General features: G+C 63.1%; 13 protein-coding genes. 3 read left to right on the top strand and 10 right to left on the bottom strand.

All coding sequences use genetic code 11. The features are described 5' to 3' along the window. Nucleotides 1-77 precede the first annotated feature (77 nt). From WBR57_RS29045 to WBR57_RS29085, 9 genes are all read right to left on the bottom strand, one after another. On the bottom strand, nt 78-539 hold the full coding sequence (locus WBR57_RS29045) for a YbjN domain-containing protein (protein WP_424088808.1): 462 nt from the start codon (nt 537-539) through the stop codon (nt 78-80). Between the two features lie 20 nt (nt 540-559). After that, complete coding sequence (locus WBR57_RS29050; protein ID WP_424088809.1) at nt 560-1,186, bottom strand: DNA repair protein; 627 nt, start codon at nt 1,184-1,186, stop codon at nt 560-562. Nucleotides 1,187-1,204: 18 nt separating this feature from the next. After that, a complete protein-coding gene (locus tag WBR57_RS29055) occupies nt 1,205-2,905 on the bottom strand; it encodes a putative porin (RefSeq protein ID WP_424088811.1) in 1,701 nt (566 codons plus the stop codon). 43 nt (nt 2,906-2,948) lie between these two features. Continuing rightward, nucleotides 2,949-3,653 carry an energy transducer TonB family protein gene (locus tag WBR57_RS29060; RefSeq protein ID WP_424088812.1) on the bottom strand — a complete coding sequence of 235 codons (705 nt, stop codon included), beginning with the start codon at nt 3,651-3,653 and terminating at the stop codon, nt 2,949-2,951. Between the two features lie 3 nt (nt 3,654-3,656). Beyond that, on the bottom strand, nt 3,657-4,082 hold the full coding sequence (locus tag WBR57_RS29065; RefSeq protein WP_010211136.1) for an ExbD/TolR family protein: 426 nt from the start codon (nt 4,080-4,082) through the stop codon (nt 3,657-3,659). An 11-nt stretch (nt 4,083-4,093) separates the two neighbouring features. Further along, nucleotides 4,094-5,893 (bottom strand): DUF2341 domain-containing protein, encoded by a 1,800-nt coding sequence (locus tag WBR57_RS29070; protein WP_424088815.1) that lies wholly within the window; start codon nt 5,891-5,893, stop codon nt 4,094-4,096. 24 nt (nt 5,894-5,917) lie between these two features. Next, entirely contained in the window at nt 5,918-7,501 is a 1,584-nt protein-coding gene (locus tag WBR57_RS29075) for a ShlB/FhaC/HecB family hemolysin secretion/activation protein (RefSeq protein WP_424088817.1), read from the bottom strand. A gap of 59 nt (nt 7,502-7,560) precedes the next feature. Next, entirely contained in the window at nt 7,561-8,154 is a 594-nt protein-coding gene (locus tag WBR57_RS29080) for a transposase (RefSeq protein WP_424088827.1), read from the bottom strand. 196 nt (nt 8,155-8,350) lie between these two features. Beyond that, nucleotides 8,351-8,836, bottom strand: coding sequence for an Lrp/AsnC family transcriptional regulator (locus tag WBR57_RS29085; protein ID WP_424088829.1), 486 nt, complete (start codon nt 8,834-8,836; stop codon nt 8,351-8,353). Between the two features lie 145 nt (nt 8,837-8,981). Here WBR57_RS29085 and WBR57_RS29090 point away from each other — a divergent pair, with 145 nt between their 5' ends. The 3 genes from WBR57_RS29090 (at nt 8,982) to WBR57_RS29100 (ending at nt 14,149) form a co-directional block, all read left to right on the top strand. Further along, nucleotides 8,982-10,769: a tyrosinase family protein gene (locus tag WBR57_RS29090; RefSeq protein ID WP_424088819.1), complete on the top strand. Its 1,788-nt coding sequence runs from the start codon at nt 8,982-8,984 to the stop codon at nt 10,767-10,769. Then, nucleotides 10,766-12,499 carry a hypothetical protein gene (locus WBR57_RS29095; RefSeq protein ID WP_424088821.1) on the top strand — a complete coding sequence of 578 codons (1,734 nt, stop codon included), beginning with the start codon at nt 10,766-10,768 and terminating at the stop codon, nt 12,497-12,499. Before WBR57_RS29090 ends, WBR57_RS29095 begins: the two co-directional genes overlap by 4 nt. Before the next feature lie 66 nt (nt 12,500-12,565). Continuing rightward, a complete protein-coding gene (locus WBR57_RS29100; protein WP_424088823.1) occupies nt 12,566-14,149 on the top strand; it encodes a hypothetical protein in 1,584 nt (527 codons plus the stop codon). A 62-nt stretch (nt 14,150-14,211) separates the two neighbouring features. Here WBR57_RS29100 and WBR57_RS29105 read toward each other — a convergent pair. After that, nucleotides 14,212-14,391, bottom strand: a 180-nt coding sequence (locus WBR57_RS29105) for a hypothetical protein (protein WP_424088825.1), incomplete at its 5' end; no start/stop codon positions are given.

Here is a 14,391-nt window from a genome sequence, read left to right on the forward strand (position 1 = left end):
GCCTGGGCGCAAGCACAGCGCCACCGCTACGACCAGCACGGCCAACGCCCCCGCGCCGACCATCAGGGTTGGTTTTTTCACAGGACCGGCGCCTCTTCGCCCACCGCTGCGGCCTGCAGCTGCGCGGCTTGCTGGCTGTATTCACGCAGGTAAACGATGAATTCCTGCAGCAGTCGGTCCCACAACTCCAGTTGGCTGCGCAGGTGCGCAGCGCCGACGCCCGCCACCACCACGTCCATTTCCATCAGCAAAAATTCACCCTGCACCGACAACCGCGCAAAACGCCGCGACGCGTTCCACACCTGGGCCAGGCCTTCAGGCAGCTCGCCCTGCACGCGCAACGCGCAGCTGTAGGTGAAATCCACATAGCTGCCCTGCTCCGCCGCCGGGTTGCCGAAGCGCACGGCGTAGCCGATGCCCTGGCTGGCGCTGAGCAATTGCACGATGCCGTTCTGTTCGCTCTGGTTGACCCGATAGCCGGCTTCCTGCAGCAGTTCGGTGAGGCTCTGGGTGGTCACGCTGGTGATCAATTCGTTCATGCTCGGTGCTTCCTTGTCGATCAATGGTTGACGCCCGCCTGGGGCGCATCGAAACGGCTCTTGTACAGATCGTCGCCAAAGCCCTGGGCGAGCTCCTCGAACTTGACCCGCGCGGCGCTGGCGAAGGGCTGGCGAATACTCATCACCTCGGCCACGTCGATTTTTTCGTAGGCCGCCAGCAGCTGCCGGGCCACGCCGTACATCTGTTGATTCTTGACTGAACATTGCTGCACTTGTGTGTCACGTTCAGTCAGTTGCGCCTGCAAGCGGGCACGTTCGGCCTCCTTGCCCTTGGCGAGTACCAGCAGTTCCTCATAGGCCTTCTTGAACTTGCCGATCTGCTCATTGCTCGCCGCCACCTGGGCTTGCGCCTGGCTGTGCAAACTCTGTTGCTGGCCGGCCATTTGTTCGGCCACGCCACGGGTCTTTTCGAGTTCGGCGGTCAACTGCTTGATTTGCGCCTGGGCCTGCTTGGCCTGGGTTTCGGCGGCAATCCGCGCCGCGCTGGCCTGGGCCTGCTCGCTTTGCAGCGCCTGCAATTGCTGGGTGGTGCTGCGCAGTTGGGTGCGCAGGCGCTCCTCCATGCCTTCGGCCGAGGCGCCGCTGGTGACCAGCAGCAGTAACAGCGCGCAGATTCGCGTGTTCATGTGGCATCTCCCTGCGCCTTAAAAGCGCGTGTTGAGTTCCAGTTGCATCACATCGACTTCAAACGGCTGGCCATACACTTCGGAGGCGCTCAACCATCGCGCACTGGCGTAGATGTTCTTGTCGATACCGTAGTTGCCGCCAATGAAATACCCCTTGGCGTTGGTACCGCCCAGGTGGAACGACGAGTCGTTGAAGCCGTCGGGCAAGGCGTCCGGCTGGATGTACTTGTAGCCGGCCAACAGGTTCCAGTCGCCGCGTTTGCGCATCTCCAGGGCGCTGCCGAGGGTGAACGAGACCATCAGCGCGTTGCCGCCACTTTCAAACTGGCCATTGCTGTTGATGTTGTTGACGATCTCGCCTTCGCTGCGCTTGAGCATCTCGCCCTTGTCGTAGGCCAGGTTGTGAATGAAGTTGGCCTGGCTGCGCAGTTTGAAATCGCTCGGCAGCTCGCTGTCCCACACCAGGTTGAGGTCCAGCACATCGAACTTGGACGCCAGGCCTACGTACTGCGGGTCGGGCGTGCGGGCCGGATCAGCCGGGTTGGTGGTGTTGTTGCGCAGGTTGAACACGGTGTTGCCTTTTTGCATGAAGGCCACGCGTGTGCCGTCGGTGTCGCAACCCGCCGCGCCGGCCCATGTCGAGCAAGGGCTGGAGCGTTCGCCTTCGATGTCCTGGAACTGGTAGTAGGCCGCGGCGAGTTTGAGGCGGTTGCTGCGGTTGATCTTCCAGTCAGCGCCGATCTGCCCGCCAAACAGCCATTTAGTGTCGCTGTCTTCCTTGTCGATGCCATTGGTGCTGGCGGTGTCGGAGGTGTAGTCGACCGGGAAGGCGCCGAGGGTACCGAACAGGCCCCACTCGCTGTTGAGGCTGTGGTTGAAGATCGCGGCCACGCCGTCGAAGTTGAGGTCGTTGGAATACATCATGTCGGTGGAGTAGAACGGGTTGCCAATGCGCCCGGCGGTCAGGGTCATGTAGTCGGTGGTTTTCCAGCTCAGGTAACCCTGGTCGAGCCAGATGTCTTTTTTGCCAAAGCCGCCGCCCAGGGTCTGGGTGGTCGACACCGGGTTATTGTCGGAGCCGGTGGCGATACGAATGCCGGCGGTCCATTCCGGCGAGATCACCGCTTTCATGCCCAGGCGTGCCCGCAGGCGAAACAGGTTTTCGCGGTCTTCGCGGGTGTTGATCAGCGGTGGGAACTTGGTGTTGGAGTTTTTGTTGACGTCGTACGGGCCGGTGTCATTGAGCTTCGCGAAATCGGTGATGTTGTTGCTGTTATTGCCCGAGAAGTAACGCGACTCGTCGCGCAGACGGATATCGCCATCAAAACTGATGCGCGAGATCCAGTCGGGGAAGGTATTGGGCTGTGCCCAGTTTTCCTTCTTCGCGGTGGACATGACTTCGGCTTTGACCTGGTCACGGATCTGGTCACGCACCGCCTGCGGCACGTACTGCACGCGCACATCGCCAGGCGCGGTCGCCGGGCCACTGGCGACCACCGGCGCAGCGTTGGCCTGGCGGGCCTGCTGGGCTTCTTTTTCGGCCTGGGCGATCAGCCCATTGGCGGTGTCCTGGGTCAGCACACCTTGCTGCACCAGCAGGCGGATCAGGTTGATGGTGACGTTTTCCGAAGGCGCAACCGGGGCTGCCGCCGCTTGCCCGACCAGGGTCGCGATGACCATGCCAACCGCCAGGGTCAGTCGATTCACGGGGGAAATCATGTGTACGCAACTCCTGTAAAAAACCGTAGATAAGAGGTTTCAATCAATCCGGGCGCCGCCCCTTGAGGGACAAACGCATGGGCAGCGTCAACGACGCCGGCGGCTTCTGCGTGGCACGCGGTGCCTGTATCAATGCGAGCATCTGCGCGTCGGTCTCGGCATCCCCGCTGGACTTGGCCACCAACGCCTTGGTGACCTGACCATCGGCGCCCAGCCACAGGTCTATCTGTATCGAGAAGGCCTTCTTGCGCAGCTCCGGGTCTTCGCGCATCAAGCGTTGATAGGTGCCGGCCAGGTACTGCTTGTAGGTGCCGGTACCCAGCCCGCCGCCACCGCTGCCGGCCATGCCGCCGCCCTTGCCGGCGCCGATATTGAAACCGTCATTGCCGGACTGGGCGTCGCCGTCGATCTGCATCGGGTTGGCCAGGTCTTCGTTTGGCGACGGCGGTGCCTCCTCGGCCGGCTTGACCTCTTCGGGTTCCGGGCTGGGCACCGGCTCCGGGACTTTTTCCTCGACCTGGGGCTCGGGCTCCTTGGGTTTTTCCGGCGGTGGCGGCGGCGGTGGCGGCAACGGAATAATCGTCGGCACCTTGGGCGCTTCACGGCGTACGCCGCTCATGTCATTGGCCCACTGCCACAAGAACCAGGCCGCCACGGCGCCGAGCAACAGGCCGGCGCCCCACTTCAGCGGGCGCAATGGCGGCTTCTTTTTCACTGGCAACGGCGCAATCGGGATCTGTGCGGTCATGGCTCAGCCCTGGCTCGGTTTGCCGGTGACCAGCCCGACCTGGGACAGCTCCAGGCGGCGCAGCAGGTCGAGCACCTCGATGACCTTCTGGTACTGCACCATGGCGTCGCCGCGCACGATCACCGGAAAGTCCGGGTTCAGCGCCTTCTCGATACGCAGGCGTTCTTCGAGCTCGCCGAGGGTCACCGGGTAGGCGTCGAGGAACACCTGGCCGCCGTCATTCACGGAGATGGCCTTGGTCTTGGCCTCGGACAGCGACACCGAGGCGCTGGCCTTGGGCAGGTGAATCTGGATGCCCGAGACCTGGGCGGTGGCGGTGAGGATAAACATCACCAGCACCACCATCAGCACGTCCACCAGCGGCGTGATGTTGATACTGTCGACGGCGGCGTCATCGTCATCGTCGTGGGAGGCATTTACGGAAGCCATGGCGATTCTCCTCAGGCCGGAACCGGTGCGTGATGGTCACGACGGTGCGCGGCCTCACTGTGCTGGCTCTCACCGTGCATCTCCGCCAGGCGCGTGATGAACTCGTCGACAAACACGCGCATGTCCGCGCTGACCTCCTTGTTGCGCGTGATCAAGCGGTTGTAGCCAAACAACGCCGGGATCGCGACGAACAGCCCCATGGCCGTGGCCAGCAAGGCCGCCGCCATGCCGGGGGCGATCGCGTTGATGTTGACGTCGCCGGCCATCGCCGTGCCGAGGAACACCACCATGATCCCCAGCACCGTACCGAGCAGACCGATGTACGGGCCGCCGGCGATGGCGTTGGACAGGGTCGAAAGCTTGGCACTGAGTGCCTGGTTTTCGCGGGTGCGCACGCCGTCCATGGAGCAACGGATGGCTTCGATGGTGGCGGCCGACACCGACGAGGTGTCGGCGCCCTGGGCACGCCGGGTACGGATCTCCTTGACGGCCACCAGGTACAGGCGCCACAGCGAAGAATGGGTCAGGCGCTCACCCAATTGCGCGTCGTCGGCATACATCTCCAGGCGGGTGCCGATCTGCGCGAAGTGCTCGCGGAACACCTCGTTGGAACGGCTCACACGGCTGACCTGGCGGTTCTTGCGCAACATGATCACCCACGACTGAAACATCATCGCCACCAGCACCAGGATGATCACCCAGGCGTCCACCGGCACGGCGTTGAGCAAAAAGCCCAGGCTGCCGAAACCAAAGCCCGACTGTTCCTCATCCACACCGTAAGCCACCAGTTTCGACTCGGCTCCCTGGGCACTCGCATCGGCCAGCAGCAGCGCGGCCGGGCGGGCCACCTTGGACACGCGCAACTCATCGATGGCCCCGGCGAACGGCAAGTGCGAGCTGCCTGCTTCCGGCAGATCGGCACCAATGGCCAGTTGGGAATTGAATGCCGGCAACGCCACGGCGAGGGTCGCGGTTTCGCGGCCGTTCACATACAGCGTGATTTTTTCGCCCTCGGCGGTGAACGCCAGGTGCTGCCATTGGCCCGGGTTCAGCGGCTGGGTCGACACCGCGCGCTGGCCGTCCACTTCTACAAACGGCATGCCCTGGTTCAGCCCAACCAGCAGGCTGTGGGGGCCGTCACGCCGGGCCAGCAGCACTTGCTCGCCACTCGCCTGATCGAGGCGCAACCAGGCACTGAAGGTGAACGCGCCGCCGGCGCTGTGTTGCAACGATGGGCTGGCGGGCAACAGCAACGGCTGGCCGCTGAACTGCAGGGCGCGGCCGATGACGCCGTCGATGGCGGCGCCGGTGGCGTTCACCGACGTATTGGCATAGGCCGTGGTGTCGCGGGCCGGTGTGCCGTTGGCGCCGTCAAAGTGGTAGAGCGCGGTGTAATTGGGGTCGAACGTCAGCTGGCCGTTGGCGCTCGCCGCAGCCTTCTGGTTGCCGTAATACATCCACAGGTCCTGGCGCTGGCCGCCTTCGACTTTCGGCACATCGACCCAGATCAGCGCCATGCCCATCAGCGGGTCGAAGCTTTCGATCTGGTGGTTGAACACGGTCTTGTCGTCGGCACTCACAAAGCGCAAGTCGCTGCCGTCGTCCTTGACCCCATCAAAGGTGAAATTGCCGGTGTGCAGGCGCACCAGCAGTGCGGTTCGGCCCAAGGCCTGGCTGATCGCGGCGCCCTGGGCGGTGGTGTCCACCGAGATCTGCTTGCGGTAGTGCCAGTCGTCTTGCCACCAGGCATGGGCGGTGGCCGGGAGCGCGAAGCCCAGGCAGATCAACAGGCTCAGAAATAGGCGTTGCATGGGTGAAGTCTCCGGAAGAAAAAGTCAGAAAGTCGCCTGCACACTGAAGTGCAGCCGCGAGTCCTGTTTCTGGGTGTTCGGTCCATCGAGCAGCGGGTAACCCCAATCCAGGCTGCCGGACAACCACTTGCTCAAACTGGCGCGGGTGCCCAGGCCGACACTGGCCAGGCTGTATTCGTCTTCCTGCTCGGGCAGCGGGTCGTGCAGGCGCAGGCGCGCACCTTCGGCGAATGCATAGAAGCGCCACTCCTGCACGTAGCTGCCGAGGAACTTGGCCAGGGATGGGGTGCGCAATTCCTGGGAGAGCAAATACCCCTCATCCCCGGTGCGCTCCGCCGCCAGGTAGCCGCGCACCGAGGTGGCGCCGCCGGCGGAATACTGCTCGTTGGACACCAGTGGCCCCGAGGCCAGCTGGAAGCCGCCCTTGGTTGCCGACTGCCAATCGTTGGCAAAGGTGTAGCTGTAATTCAGGTCGCCCTTGAGCACGGCAAAACTGGCACTGGCCTTGTAGCGCTTGTAATCGAACGCCTCGGCGTCGCTGCCGTAGCCGAAAAATGCACGAGTGCCCACCACCAGGCTCAGGCCGAGGCCCAATTGCGATTGCTCGGTGTAGCGGTAGCCGTTGTAGCCGAAGGTCATCGGTGCGTACTTGAGCGGCACCTGGTCGCTGCTGGAGCCGAATTTCATCTGCTCGTCGAAGTCCTTGAAATCGACCCCGAGGGAAAACGAATTGGCCCAGTTGCCGGCCGCCGGCAGGCTGTAGATGGCTGACACGCCGTAGGAGTGGCCCTTGCCCAGCACGTTGCTGCCGCCAATGGTGGCGATGTTGCTGTCGGACTGGTAACCGGAGAACTGCAGCGTCCAGCGTTCATTCAGCGGCGCACTGTAGGAACCCGACCAGACCTTGGCATTCTCGGTGTCCTGGGGCGCGGTGAAGTACGTCAGGGAAATGCTGTGGCCCAGTTGCCAGAGGTTGTCGTAACCGACGGTCGCGACCGAGCGCAGTTCCTCGGTGTCGGCGCTGTAGTCGTTGTTCAGGCCAAGGCTGGCGTGCCAGGGGTTCTGGTCTTCCACCTGCAAGTCCACGTCCATGGTGCCCGGGCGCTGGCCTTCACGCACCAGCGGCGTGACCTGGCGCCCCGCCCCTCGGTTGAGGCCGGCCAGTTGGGTCTGCACCGTGGCGAAGTCCGGCACCGCGCCCTCTTCCAGGGCCGGCACCTGCTCACGGATTTCCACCGGCGAGTAATGCTTGGCACCGACCACCCGCACCCGGCCAACCTTGGTTTCGCTGACTTGCAGGTAGACAATGCCGTCATCGACCTTCTGTTCAGGCAGCTCGACAAACACCGACTGGTAGCCGCGCGCCTGGTAGATCTTCTGCAGCGCATCGCGGGCGCCTTCGATATCGTCCAGGGTCTTTTGCGGCCCCAGGAACGGGGACACCGCCTCTTCGATCGTGGCCGCATCGAGCACGGTATTGCCGCGCACGAAGTACTCGTTGACGTCCACCTTGCGCGCCGGCGCTGCTTCCTCGGCCAGCGCCGCGTGCGTGAGGCTCCCCAGCGTTACGCAACACAGCGCCAGCGTTAATTTCAACAGATGCTCCACACCGCCCCCTGAGATTCTGATTTTTTGCACCGCCGACGATGGCGCGGCGTATGGTCGGCTCAATTACTGGCGACCGAAGTGCTGCCGTGGCGTGCCAGCCAGGTATGCAACAGGGCGAAGTTCAGTGAGAACTCCGGCATGTGCAGCAAGGCGCCACAAAACACGTCACCGATGATTTTCTGGATAAGTTGCACCGCACGCGGGTTGTTCAGCAGCGTGGCGATGTCGCGGGTCAACACGTGGATGCTCCAGACCTTCTGGTGCAGGTCCAGGCCGACGAACCAGCGGAACAGCAGGTTGTAGTTCAACTGCTCATGCAATTGCTGCTCGCTGGGTACCGAATACAAAAGCTGCAGCAGCAGGATCTGCAGCACGGTCTGCGGGGCGATCGACATCGAGGGTTCGGCGCCCAGCCAGTCACGATGCTGGTCGAGCACGTCGTCGATCTGTGGGCGCAGCAGGACCAGGGAATGGCCCGAAGGGATGTAGCTGGACACTTCCTTCAAAGCGCCCTGCCAATCGTCCTGGGAGACGATCCACACCCACGGCGCGCCATAGCGGTAAACCGACACCGGCTTCTTGCGCGCTGCTTCGACGATCTTCGACAGGCGCTGATCGAGCTCCTGCATGCCCACTTTCGAATAACGTTCCATAGTTCCCATCGCCCCACTCCTGGCATCCTGCTTACGGCTGAAAAGAGCGCCTTTCTGGCGTTCTCAAGCGCGGTACACAGGAGAGACGGGAGTGGCGTGGGGCTACCGAACTTTTGTCATGAAAGCTTCATTTTTGATTGGGTGGGGGGCAATTCTTGATCGGGGGCATGCCCGTTATTTGGCTAACCAAAAGCCTCTACCCCGCACCAAACCCCACCCCCTGCAACGGCAGTTCATAGGACTTCTTGACCGTACGCACCACCAGCGTCGACGAATAAGTCCGAATCGGAATATCCCGATAAGTATCCAAAAAACGATAGATATATTCGGTGTACTCCGTGGCATCCCGAAACTTGGCAACCATCACAAAATCAAATTCCCCCGTCAGCAGGTAGCAATCCTGAATCTCCGGACGGCTCGCAAGAATGTGCTGCATCTTGCGATCAATATCGTTGCTGTCCTTATCCAGCTTGATCAGGAAAAACGCAGTCACCTGGATCCCCAGCTTGCGCTCATCCAGCACCGCCACCTTGGCCTTGATAATCCCCACGCTTTCCATGCGGCGAATGCGCCGGTAACAGCTGGTGGACGACAGCCCCACGCTGTCGCTCAACAAATCCAGGCTCTGACCGCAATCCTTTTGCAGCCTGCCCAGAATTTTCAAATCCATGGCGTCTGTCATCGTTTCAAAATCGTCCTTGAAAAATGCAATAAATCCGTCGCAGAGACGGGCCAATTTGCACAAATCCTGCGCAGTGGCTAGTTAACATCGATTCAGCTTAGCAGCCCGGCCAATACCTGGCCTTGGGCGGCATGAGAGGGATCTTATGATAGTCGCGAAACCGACGTGGGCCGCTGATATCCAAGGACTTTTCAGCGCGCCCTACTGGATACCGCCTGCCGAACGCGCCGCCGTGGCCGCCACGTGGGTGGGCTGCATGAATGCCTACGAGGTGTTCCTGGAAGACCCGAGTTCGGTCAAGACCTGGTCGCAAACCATCTACCAGCACCTCGCCTCGCGCAACATGCCGCTGACCACCGACCAGCAGCAATTCTGGCCCATGGATGCGTTGGAAACCTTTCGCCTGTGGGTCAATCAGGGCTGGCGCCTGAATGCCGCCTCGCCGTTCGACGTGGCCGAGCGCATCCCCCCGCCGGCACTGCCGCTGCCCGTCAAGCGCGTGCGCCAGGACATCCGCGCCCTCAGCCCGGACCAGTTGAACCAGTACCGCGCACGCCTGGACGACGTGATGCACATCGGCGACCCCGACAGCGGCTCGCCCTGGCAGCGCTACGCCTACATCCATACCAACTGGTGCCTGCATTACCAGGAAGCCTTCGCCTTGTGGCATCGCGCTTACCTGCTGTACCTGGAGGCGCTGATCGACTGTGCGATCCCCTACTGGGACTGGATGGCCGCAGACGCCAGTGTCGACGGCAGTCCGCAGGCCGGGCTGCCCCAGGCGTTTCTCGATGAAACCTACGTGCACCCGGCCACCGGTGAGGTGCGGCGCAACCCGCTGCGCTACGCGGCGGCCAAGGATGGCCGCTCGAAGGTCTGCGCCAACCGCACGGTGCAGGACGTGGACTGCCTGTATGTGCAACGCAACCCGCTGTTCTACACCCAGGGCGAGGCGTTTCGCGTCGAGCGCACGCGGTTGTACGGCATGAGCCGGATCTTCCAGCAGCAGGTGGTGGACGCGCTGGCCTTCACCACCTTCAGCCAGCCCCAGGGTGTGCCGGGTTACCCCTGGGCCAACATCACACGTTTCGACCCGCCGCAGCCGGACAACCTGTACCCCAACCGCGCGCTGAATTTCGACGGGCTCTACGAGCAGCCCCACGATAACTACCACGGCTGGATTGGCGGCGACATGGCCGATAACGCCTACACCGCCTTTGACCCGGTGTTCTATTCCTACCACGCCAATATCGACCGCATGCTCGAAGTGTGGATGCGCGCCAACCCGGCTGCGCAATACACCACCCAGTGCCTGCTGCAACCGTTCGCCGGGCATACGGCCCGCGACGTGAGCTTCACCAGTGCCGATGCCTGGCGCTATACCACCCTGGGCGACATGGCCCAGGACAGCCGGCACATCGGCTACGACTACGGCGCCCCGGTAGCCCCGCAATTCGCGGTAGCCAGGCCCTGCTGCCAGGCGCAGGCACAAGGCAGCGGGCCGTGGGTGGTGTTCGACCACGTGCGCTGCACCCACGACACCTTCCTGATCGACGTTTTCCTCAACCAGCCGCACGCCACGGTGCAGCAGGTGAGCGCGGATAACCCGCATTACGTCGGGCGCTTCAGCCGCATCGGCATGGGCCTGGTGGATGACAAGGGACGCTGCATCACCCAGGGCGTCTCGCGCGCGCTGAATGCCGCGCGCTGCGTCAAGGCCTTGAACCTCGCATCGACTGATGCGGCGCAGTTATCGCTGATCGTGACCCATCTCGACAGTGGCCAGGTGTTGACGCCTGACGCCTACGCGCCGCTGCCTGGCTTTGTCGCCCAACTGGTGTGGGACGACCCACGCCAAACCTCCCCCGGCCCCGCTGCGGGTGCCGGTTGCTGCTCCACGTCTATCAACAACAATGCTGGAGAACCAACATGAGCACACCCTTCACCCAATTTACCTCCCCCGCCGAACAAGCGCCCAAGGACTACAACAAGCTGGGCCTGGAAGACCAGCTGTCGACCTTCGAAACCGACTGGAATAACAACGTCACCGGCTGGACCCAGATGTCGGTCATCGGCAACCCCTGGTCCAACCTCAACGACGCGCCGCGTTCGGGCTATTACAACCCCATCGAAAGCGGCTACGGCACGCAGACGCCAGTCACCATCACCTGGCAGCCGTTTCCCAATCGGCTGTGGACGTTCTTCTACAACAACGGCGCGGCCGTGGTGCCGCAGTTGAATGGCCAGGCCATGACCCTGGACCAGGTGATGGCGTTGACCGACCACGGCCAGATCACCCTCAACGGCACCCTCTATTCGCTGTACCCGGACCCGGCCGCCACCCAGCTGCAAATCCCCAGCGTACTGTGCAAATCGATCAACTGGAACGGGCCCTACGCCGACTTTTCGCCGTCGGGCCCACGCGGCTGGCTCGATGAGTATTGCGAGTGGTCGATCACCCGCGACCCCGACGGCAACATGCGCAGCATCATGTTCACCAGCGAAAACCCGGCCTACTTCCTGACCATGTGGAACATCGACCCGAATGCGGTGCTGGGGCTGTACCAGGCGTATGTCGACCCCCAGGTCAAACTTGAAGACCTGTACCTGCGCTACACCGCCAATGGCCCGACCGGCAACGCCGGCGACCCGGTGATCGACGCAACCACCGGCCGCCCGGCCTACGACACCGTGAACAAATGGAACAGCGGCACCGTGCGTATACCGGGTGTTTCGGGCGGCGCGATGCACCTGACCTCCGGCCCCAACACCCTGAGCGCCGAGATCTACCTGGCGGCGGCGGCCACCATCCTGCGCCCGCTCAACAGCAGCCGTAACCAGCAAAGCCTGATCTGCTGCGCCCAATACGGGCAGAACTACCGCAATTCCGACCCGCACATTGGTTTCTCGGCCAACCAGGCGGCGGTGAAAAACCTGATTTCGCTGACCAACCCGATTGGCCTTTACTTGCAGCAACCCACCTCGTTCAGCACCTGGAAAGGCCCACAGGGCCAGGATGTGAGCAGTTACTGGCGCGTCACCCGTGGCACTGCCGGAACCGGCCCGAACAACTCCGACCAGATCCTGCAGGCGGTGTTCGAGGTGCCGCAGAGCGCCGGCTTCTCGATCAATGACATCACCATCAACGGCACGCCGATCAACTACGTGTGGGTGATCGCCGAGCAGCTGGATGTGGCCCTCAGCGTAACGCCCGCCCCGCTCACCGCAACGCCAAAAGAGTGCGATTGCGTCGCGGCCAACAACACCGATGCACAGCCCTGGCCCGTGCAACTGCTGCCGCTGGACCTGTTCTACGGCCAGTCCCCCAGCGACTTGCCGGCGAGTTTTGCGCCGGGCACCTCGGGGCAGTTCGTGCTGGTGGTGCAAGGCGCCGACCTGAAGACCAGCGCAGCCGACGCCAGGGTGCAGTTTTCCAATCCTGGCATCAGTGCCGAGGTCACCCAATTCCTGCCGGACGCCTCGGCGATTCCCGGCCAGACCGACAGCGGCGGCACCCAGGGCTACATCATGACCGTCACGGTCAGCAGCACGGCCACGCCAGGGCTGGTCAGCGTACGCGCGCTGAACCCGAGCGAAGCCGCCAACCCCAGCGCGACCGAGCACCCATGGGAAAGCGGCCTGGCCCTGGTGCCCGGCGCCTGACTGCCCTCGGGCCGCCCATGCCTGGCGTGGGCGGCCCCCCCTGAGCCTTGAGCAAGGAATGCGATCATGAACAGATGGCCTCGCCCGCTGCGTCGGGCCCGCTTGAATGTGTTGTGCTGGGTAATCTGCGCCCTGTGGCTGGCCTCGCCCCCCGCCAGCGCCGCGTCGGACGCCCAGACCTGCGTCAGCCAATTGGTGTTCGACCCCACCAGTGGCGGCTTCCTGCCGGTAAACAATTTCGGTACCGAACAGGACTTTCTCAATTGTTTCGGCTGGCAGTTGTTTATCGCCATGAACTGGCCGGTGAACCCCGGCTGGCCGGCCAACCCGAGCCTGGCCGGCCAGCCGGACACGCAAAGCAGCGCCGCCCAGTTTGGTGTACCGCAGGCGCCGGGCCAACCGATGAGCACGGCTCCGGTGTGGGCCAGCTACAAGGATGCCAACGACATCTTCCTGCCCGGCGCAGCCAAGCCGTCCGGTTGGGGCGTGGAAACCCTGGTACCGTCCAATTGCAGCGCCGGCGGCAGCCTCAAGGGGTTTTCCAGCGGGGCGCGTAAGTTCATCACGGCCACCTCCGAAAGCGCGATCAACCGCAAGCACCGTTTCCACTTGTCCAGCGGCACCCAGGTGACCCTGCCCGACTCGATCATGGAAGCCTCCGGCGGCTGGCTGACGGACCAGTCGGGTAACCTGGTGTTCTTCGAACGCAAGGTCGGCAAGGCCGAGTTCGACTACATCGTCGATAACGCGCTGTACGACGCCGCCAACCAATTGATCGTGGCGCAGAACAGCGACAACCGGCACCCCGCAGGCCTGTCGTTGCCGGCGGGCAAGCTGGTGCGCGAGCTGCCGGCCAAGGCCCTGCCCCAGGAAGAACTGGGCGCCCTGGAGCTCAAGGCCGCGTGGCGCGTGCTCACCCACAAACCCGAGTTGTATGCACGTTACCTCACCACCGTGGCCTGGCTGCAACGCCCTGACACCCTGCAATGCACCCAGGAGGTGGTGGGCTTGGTGGGCCTGCATATCATCAACAAGACCCAGACCCAGCCGAACTTTATCTGGAGCACCTTCGAACAGGTCGACAACGTGCCCGACGGCGGCGCCGCACCGCCCCAGGGCTACAGCTTCAACAACCCGGCCTGCACCGGCAGCGCCTGCACGCCCAACGTGGCGCGCGTGCAATGTGACGCGACCCACACGCCGCCCGACTGTACCCCGCTGGAGCAGCCGGTGCAGGCCACGCGCGCAAACGCCACGCCCCAGGACATGCAGGCGTTGAACACGGCAGTGCAGCAGACCTTTGCCCAGCAGAGCCAGGGCCAGTCGGTGTTCCAGTACTACAAACTGGTGAATGTGCTGTGGTCCAAGACCCCCAACGCGCCCAACGAGCCGGGGCCGGGGCCGAATGTGAAGACGCCGCTGTCCTACGGGCCGTATGTCAGCGACCAAAGTGTGCCGGTGGCCAACACGACTCTGGAGACCTACGTGCAGAACGACAATTGCAACGCCTGTCATCAGTACGCGGCGATTGCCGGCACCTCGGGGTTGGCGTCGGACTTCTCGTTTCTGTTCGGCAATGCCGACTCGGCGAAAAAACCGGGCCTGATCAAACGCATCGAGGCGTTCAAGAACCTCAAGGATAATCCCTAGTGCAAAAAAACGGGGCGATCATTGATCGCCCCAAACGGTACATCGAGAGGTCCTTCTGAAACTTACAAACTGATCTGCTTGCGCTCCTCGTCCGTCAACCGCGCGCGCGCCTGTTCACTCAGTGGCCCGGCGCCCAGCACCTGCACCGGGCTGTTGGGGTTGTAACCCGAGGTTTTCTGCGCAGGCGCGGGCTCCTGCGGCAACGGCTCATTACCCAGGCTCAAGACTTCCACGGTCATGAT

It is taken from the genome of Pseudomonas sp. (genome assembly GCF_049590575.1).
Lineage (GTDB): Bacteria > Pseudomonadota > Gammaproteobacteria > Pseudomonadales > Pseudomonadaceae > Aquipseudomonas.

Bases quoted from the DNA above. Each gene is read 5' to 3' on its own strand.
- WBR57_RS29085 (WP_424088829.1), bottom strand. From the start codon at position 8,836: ATGACAGACGCCATGGATTTGAAAATTCTGGGCAGGCTGCAAAAGGAT.
- WBR57_RS29070 (WP_424088815.1), bottom strand. From the start codon at position 5,893: ATGCAACGCCTATTTCTGAGCCTGTTGATCTGCCTGGGCTTCGCGCTC.
- WBR57_RS29080 (WP_424088827.1), bottom strand. From the start codon at position 8,154: ATGGAACGTTATTCGAAAGTGGGCATGCAGGAGCTCGATCAGCGCCTG.
- WBR57_RS29045 (WP_424088808.1), bottom strand. From the start codon at position 539: ATGAACGAATTGATCACCAGCGTGACCACCCAGAGCCTCACCGAACTG.
- WBR57_RS29065 (WP_010211136.1), bottom strand. From the start codon at position 4,082: ATGGCTTCCGTAAATGCCTCCCACGACGATGACGATGACGCCGCCGTC.
- WBR57_RS29060 (WP_424088812.1), bottom strand. From the start codon at position 3,653: ATGACCGCACAGATCCCGATTGCGCCGTTGCCAGTGAAAAAGAAGCCG.
- WBR57_RS29095 (WP_424088821.1), top strand. From the start codon at position 10,766: ATGAGCACACCCTTCACCCAATTTACCTCCCCCGCCGAACAAGCGCCC.
- WBR57_RS29055 (WP_424088811.1), bottom strand. From the start codon at position 2,905: ATGATTTCCCCCGTGAATCGACTGACCCTGGCGGTTGGCATGGTCATC.
- WBR57_RS29100 (WP_424088823.1), top strand. From the start codon at position 12,566: ATGAACAGATGGCCTCGCCCGCTGCGTCGGGCCCGCTTGAATGTGTTG.
- WBR57_RS29090 (WP_424088819.1), top strand. From the start codon at position 8,982: ATGATAGTCGCGAAACCGACGTGGGCCGCTGATATCCAAGGACTTTTC.
- WBR57_RS29050 (WP_424088809.1), bottom strand. From the start codon at position 1,186: ATGAACACGCGAATCTGCGCGCTGTTACTGCTGCTGGTCACCAGCGGC.